The 6,325-nt window shown below is 72.2% G+C and carries 6 protein-coding genes; 4 read left to right on the top strand and 2 right to left on the bottom strand.

The window, feature by feature from the left end; translation table 11 throughout:
- The 3 genes from ACFFNX_RS38775 to ACFFNX_RS38765 form a co-directional block, all read left to right on the top strand.
- Window positions 1-629, top strand: a 629-nt coding sequence (locus ACFFNX_RS38775; RefSeq protein ID WP_378211097.1) for a tetratricopeptide repeat protein, incomplete at its 5' end; no start/stop codon positions are given.
- A gap of 198 nt (window positions 630-827) precedes the next feature.
- Window positions 828-1,718, top strand: coding sequence for an Lrp/AsnC family transcriptional regulator (locus tag ACFFNX_RS38770; protein WP_378211095.1), 891 nt, complete (start codon window positions 828-830; stop codon window positions 1,716-1,718).
- A 119-nt stretch (window positions 1,719-1,837) separates the two neighbouring features.
- Window positions 1,838-2,698: a LysR family transcriptional regulator gene (locus ACFFNX_RS38765; protein WP_378211093.1), complete on the top strand. Its 861-nt coding sequence runs from the start codon at window positions 1,838-1,840 to the stop codon at window positions 2,696-2,698.
- A 683-nt stretch (window positions 2,699-3,381) separates the two neighbouring features.
- Here ACFFNX_RS38765 and ACFFNX_RS38760 read toward each other — a convergent pair.
- Together ACFFNX_RS38760 and ACFFNX_RS38755 are read right to left on the bottom strand one after the other, a co-directional pair.
- The gene (locus tag ACFFNX_RS38760) at window positions 3,382-4,911 is read right to left on the bottom strand and encodes an MFS transporter (protein WP_378211091.1); all 1,530 of its coding nucleotides are present in this window, start codon (window positions 4,909-4,911) and stop codon (window positions 3,382-3,384) included.
- A gap of 32 nt (window positions 4,912-4,943) precedes the next feature.
- Window positions 4,944-5,978, bottom strand: coding sequence for a GDP-mannose 4,6-dehydratase (locus ACFFNX_RS38755; protein WP_378211099.1), 1,035 nt, complete (start codon window positions 5,976-5,978; stop codon window positions 4,944-4,946).
- A 156-nt stretch (window positions 5,979-6,134) separates the two neighbouring features.
- On the opposite strand from ACFFNX_RS38755, the gene ACFFNX_RS38750 reads away from it, so the two are divergent.
- Window positions 6,135-6,325 (top strand): Rieske (2Fe-2S) protein (locus tag ACFFNX_RS38750; protein ID WP_378211090.1); only part of this gene is annotated, 191 nt, incomplete at its 3' end.

Genomic DNA, 6,325 nt, shown 5'->3' with positions numbered 1-6,325 from the left:
CGTTCGGCGAGCCGGGCGACCAGCGCGCCGAGGCGTACGCCGTGGAGGGGCTCGGCCTGTGCGACCTCGACCAGGGCCGGGCGGAGCCGGCGCGGGCGCGGTTCGAGGAGATGCTGCGGCTCTACCGGAGCGCGGGCAACGGCATGGGCGAGGCGCACGCGCTGCGCCGCATCGCGGGCGTCGAGCTGGAGCTCGGCCGTTACGGCGAGGCGCTGCGGCTCCTGGAGCAGGCGCTGCCGACGTTCCGCGCGATCGGTGACCGGCTGAGCGAGGCCGTGGTGCAGATGCGGATGGGGGAGTGCCTGGTCCGGCAGAAGCGCCACGACGCGGCACGGCCGGTCCTGGAGGGGGTCATGACGACCTTTCGCGACGTCGGCTGGCGCACGTGTGAGGGACACGTGCTGCGGCTCACCGGAGAGATGCTCCTGGCCGACGGCGACCCGGACGCCGCGGCCGCGCAATTGGGGGAGTCCCTGCGGATCTTTCGCGACCTCCAGGAGTCGCTCGACGTGGCCGAGACCCTTCGCTGCCTCGCCGAGACCCACGTGGCGAAGGGGAACGAGGAGGCGGCCACCGCCGCGCGGGACGAGGCCCGCGGAATCCTCGTCGAATTGGGACGCGAGCTTTAGCCGATGATGCCCGGACGTTGCCACGCCGGCGGCCGACGAAACGCGCGGCTTTCGGCACCGACGCAGCGCCACACCGACAGATCGGTGGTCCTTTGGCGGACGAACACGAACAACGCTCCGTTTTCGCGACGAAGACGTCAGTAATGAAATGATCATGCAAGCCAATGCAGGAACATACAGGCCCTGAGGAGGACCCCCGTGCTGGATGCGGTCGACGCTGTGCTCGTACGCGAGCTGCAGCGGGATGGAAGGGCGACCTTCCAGGCGCTGGCCGACCGTGTGGGGCTGTCGCGTACGGCCGTGCGCACGCGCGTGCAGCATCTTCTGGATTCGGGGATCGTGCGCGTGGTGGGCATCGTGCACGCGTCCGTGATCGGAACCGGCGCCATCGGCCATATCTTCATCGACGTCGACGGTCCCGCACGCCATGTGGTGGAAGCGGTGGCCAGAAAGTCGGCGGCCTGGTTCGCCGCCCTGGCCACGGGGGCGCACGCCGTCGTCGCCGAGGTGCGCGTCCGCGACGACGTCAAGCTCGCCCAGGAGGTCGACGCCGTGCGCTCGCTGCCCGGCGTGCGCGGAGTGGAGGTCTTCCGCGTCATCTCCGTGGTGAAGGACGCGCACTCCGTCGTCACCGAACTGCCCGACGTGTCGCTCGACGAGATCGACTGGCGGCTGCTGCGCGAGCTGACGCGCGACGGCCGCACCCCGTACACCCGGCTGGCCGAGGTGGTCGGCCTGTCCCAGGCGGCGACCCGCGCGCGTGCCGTACGGCTCATGCGTACCGGAGTGATCCACGTGAGCGGGATCGTCGACTCGCGGGCCCTCGGCTCCGGCGAGCTCGCCGGAGTGGGCGTCCGCGTGTCCACCGACGTCGACACGGCGGCCGGCCGCATCGCCCGGCTGTCCGGGATCAACTATGTGGTCACCGGCTTCGGCCGGTACGACCTCGTCTGTGGGATCGACGCGACCTCCCGCGACGTGCTGCTGAGCACGCTCGAGGCGGTGCGGGCGGTACCGGGCGTCTGGGTCGGGGAGTCGTGGCACCACCTCGACGTCGTGAAACAGACGTACGGCGCCGACCTCGACTGATCACCCCTAGAACGCCTTTTTTCGCCGATTCCGGGGCGCGTTACCGCGCCCCGTGAATGTCCGGGCCCATTCCGGCTATGTCCAGGACTGAGCACGGCGCCTTGCCCTACCGTCGAGCCATGAATCTGCGGCAGCTGCGCTATGTCGTGGCGACCGCCGACCACGGCACGATGACCGCGGCGGCGCAGGCCCTGTTCGTCGCACAGCCGGCGCTGTCGCGGGCGATCAGAGAGCTCGAGCGCGAGCTGGGCGTCGAGCTGTTCGCCCGCGCCGGTCGCGGAGTGGCGCTCACCGACTCCGGAGAGCAGATCGTCCGGTACGCCCGCGAGGCCCTGAGGGCGGTCGACGCGATCGAGGCGTTCTCGGCCGAGCGCGACGCCGGCCAGCCCGGCGAGCTGCGGCTCCCCGCGACGTCCACCCTGGAGCCCGAGCTCACCGCGCGGCTGCTGCCGGAGTTCGCCCGCGAACAGCCCGCCGCCCGGATCCGGGTGGTCCGGTGCGACGGCCGCGAGTCGGTCGGCGCCGCCGTACGTGACGGCCGCGCCGACCTGGCACTGACCGACCTGCCGGTCCCCGGCGACCTGGCGGCGCACCCGCTCGAACAGCGGGAGATCGTCCTGATCTCCCCGCCGGGCCTGAACCTTCGCGAGCCGGTCCCGCAGTCGGCGCTCGAGGGCCTGCGGCTGGTCATGCCGGCCCGGGGCAGCGCCCGGCGAACCGAGCTCGACGGCGTGCTGTCCCGCCTCGACGTCACCCCGATCCCGGCCGTGGAGTCGAACGAGCGGGGAGCCTGGCTCACCTGGGTACGCGCCGGGGTCGGGTCGCTGATGTGGTACCGAAACCAGGTCGATGCGGTCGAGGGCCTCGCGGTCCGCTCCTTCATGCCCCCGATCACCACGACGATCGGCCTGGTCCACATGCGCCGCCCACTGCCTCCGGTCGCACGCGAGTTCCTCGCCTTCGCCAAGAGCCGCGGCTGAGCGGACGGCGCCTCCCCGCGCGTTGGAGCACGGGGACCGCGCCTCCCCGCGCGTTCGGGCACGGGACCCCGACGTGAGCGGTTTTGGCAGGCCCGCCGCCGTACGACCGGCCGCCGCACGGCGACCGCGCGGGCGAGCCGTTGCCCATGCATCGGTGGAGGGGCGGCGGCCGCGCCGCTCATACTCGGCCTCATCACGACCGGCGCGCTCCTCGCCGGGCCCGGCGCCGCCCGGGGGCGAGAGCTGCTCGGCCGTCCCGGCCTCATCGGTCTCCCGACCGTGGCGGTGCTGCTCGACTCGACGACGGTGTGGCAGGGAGCGAGCATCCCGTGGGTGACCCGGCTTGTGGTCCCGGCACGCTCCACGCCACCGGGCGGCGGGCGCCGATCGCCCTGGCCGTTCCGCTGCTCCCGGTCTCGGCAGCGCGCTAAGGCGTGTTTCGAAGCCCCGTCGGCTGGGAGACCCCGCCCTCCCAGGGGGCGCCGACCCCACTTCCATTGTCGAACCACCCCACACGCCGAAGGAAGACCGCGTGCACGGCTGTGGAGAACCCACGCCCCAACCGCTTCGAGACAGGTCCTACCGCCCGTACATCGGGGGGCCGCTCGCTCGCTGCCTCATCACCATGGTCGCCGGTCCGGCCGGTGACGGTCCGCCGGAGTGAGTCGGCCGGGTGAGGGTTGTCAGACGCCTGAGGGCGTGCCGGGTTCGAGGGGTGGGGCGCCGACCGGGCAGTTGTACCCGCACTCCGGGCTGGCCGTGGCCTGGTCGGGGCGGAGCACGTCGTCGTGGACGATGAGGAACGTCAGCGCCGCGCCGGCGAGGAGCAGTACGGCGGAGATCGCCATCGCCGTGTGAAAGCCGTGGCCGAACACCGCCGGGTCGTTGTAGGCGGTGCCCCGGAGACCGACCGCGGGCGGGATGCCGGCCACCGCCAGCAGGCCGGCCGCGCGGGCCACGGCGTTGTTCACTCCGCTGGCCACGCCCGCGTGCCGCATGTCGGCCGTCGCGAGCACCGTGGCGGTCAGCGGTGCGACCACGCCCGACAGGCCGAGGCCGAACACCACCGTGGCCGGCAGCACGTCGGCGACGTACGAGGCATGCGGGCCGATGCGCAGCGTCAGCGTCATCCCCGCGGCGGCGACGATCAGCCCGCCGGTCATCAGGTACCGCGGCCCGAACCGCTGGGCCAGCGCGCCCGCGCGGGCGGACAGGAGGAGCATCAGGATCGTCACCGGGAGCAGCGCGGTGCCCGCGACGATGGGGGAGTAGCCCGCCACGACCTGAAGGTCGACCACGAGCAGGAAGAACTGCACGCCCATGCCGCCGTACACGATGAAGGTCACGATGTTGACGGCGGTGAACTGCCGGGAGCCGAAGACGCCGAGCGGCAGCATCGGACTCGGGCCGTGGCCGGCCGACCGTCGCCGTTCGACCAGCACGAAGGCCACACCGGCGGCGACTCCCAGCACGGCCGCGACCGTCACGGCGGCGGTCGCGCCCGAAGGCGCCTCGGTGAGGGCGTAGGTCACACCGGTGAGCGCGGCGGCGGCGAGGACGGCGCCGAGCACGTCGAAACCGTGGTATTCGGCCTCGTCACGGCTCTCCGGCACGTGTCGTGCCGCCACGGCCACGACGAGGGCGGCGAGGGGGAGGTTGAGCAGGAACGCCCAGCGCCAGCCCGCCGCGGCGATGATCCATCCGCCGAGGAACGGGCCGATCGCGCCCGCGACGCCGCCAAGGCCCGACCAGGCGCCGATCGCCCGCGGCCGGTCCGCGGGGCTGAAGGACGCCTGGATGATCGCCAGCGCGCCGGGTGTCAGCAGGGCGCCGCCGATGCCCTGCAGGGCGCGCGCCGTGACCAGTACGCCGATGTCGGGTGCGATGCCGCACAGCGCGGACGCGAGGGCGAACCAGACCACGCCGATCATGAAGACCCGCCGGCGGCCGAACCGGTCGCCGAGCGAGCCGCCGAGCAGGATCAGCCCCGCGAGCGTGAGCGTGTAGGCGTTGACGGTCCACTGCAGACCGGCCAGCGAGGCGCCGAACTCCCGTCCGATGCGGGGCAGTGCGACGTTGACGATGGTCGCGTCGAGCATCGCGAGGCTGGAGCCGAGCACCGTGGCGGTGAGGACCCACCGGCCGGACGCCTCGGCGAGCGTGAGGTGGTCGGCGGGGGCGTCGGCCCGGTCGGAGGGCACATCGGAGGGCACCCGCTCATCGTCGCACGCAAAGGCGGCGACCTTTACCAGTGGTCGAAGCTGAGGGGTTCGTCCGCCGGCCGGTCGGAGCGGGACAGCAGGGCCAGGTCCGACTCGACCATCATCGTGACGAGCTCTTCGAACGAGACGCCCGGTTCCCAGCCGAGCCGGTCACGGGCCTTCTTCGGGTCGCCGCACAGCAGGTCGACCTCGGCGGGCCTGGTCAGCGCGGTGTCGGTGATCACATGGTCGCGCCAGTCGAGCCCGGCCGTCGCGAAGGCCAGCTCGACCAGCTCGCGTACGGACTGGGTGCGGCCGGTGCCGATGACATAGTCCTCCGGCGTCTCGCCGGCCAGCATGAGCCGCATCGCCCGTACGTAGTCGCCGGCGTAGCCCCAGTCGCGCCGGGCCTCCAGGTTCCCCAGCGTGAGCTTGTCGGCCAGACCGAGCTTGATCCGGGCCACCCCGAGGGAGATCTTGCGGGTCACGAACTCCGCGCCCCGCCGCGGCGACTCGTGGTTGAACAGGATGCCGCTGACCGCGAACATGCCGTACGACTCACGGTAGTTCTGCGTGATGAAGTGCCCGTAGGTCTTGGCGACGCCGTACGGGCTGCGCGGGTGGAAGGGCGTGCGCTCGTTCTGCGGCGTCTCGCGCACCTGGCCGAACATCTCCGACGAGGACGCCTGGTAGAAGCGGATCTGGCCGCCGCCGGGGCTGCGCGATCCGCCGATGCCGCTGACGACGCGGATCGCCTCGAGCATGCGCAGCACGCCCATCCCGGTGACCTCCGCGGTGATCTCCGCCTGCTGCCACGACATGGGGACGAAGGAGATCGCGCCGAGGTTGTAGACCTCGTCGGGCCGTACCTTCTCCACGGCGGAGATGAGGCTGCCCTGGTCCAGCAGGTCGCCGTGGACCAGCCGCACCTCGCCGATGTGCTTGCGCAGCCTGGACACGTGCGGGTTGGCCTGTCCCCGGACCAGGCCCCATACCTCGTACCCCTGTTCGAGCAGATGCTCGGCGAGGTACGAACCGTCCTGCCCGGTGATCCCGGTGATGAGCGCTCGCGTGGTCAGCGGAACCTCCAAGCTCACGGGCCTATGCCCGTTACGTGAGAAAAGAGGTTATCCGTCCGGCCGGGGGTGCGGCGACCGAAGCGGGGGCTGAAGACCGAATCGCATTCGAGATCTCGCTCACGGCCGGGCTCCGCCGTGCTGGATCGCGTCGTCGATGTGCGAGAGGATCGCGGCATCATGCTGCGCGTCGCGGGGGTCTTGAGACGGCGCCGCCGCGACGACGCGGGGCTGGTCCGGGTGTGCGCGGACGGCGACCTGGCCGAGGGCGAGATCCGCCGGATCGACGGGCTGCCCGCGGTGCTGTGCCGGTCCCGCGGCGCCCTGTACGCCCTGGGCCTGCGCTGCCC

Origin of the sequence: Actinoallomurus acaciae (assembly GCF_042429965.1) — a bacterium.
Lineage (GTDB): Bacteria > Actinomycetota > Actinomycetes > Streptosporangiales > Streptosporangiaceae > Actinoallomurus > Actinoallomurus acaciae.
Note: the sequence above shows the minus strand (reverse complement) of the source record. Positions and strands in the feature narration are given on the sequence as shown.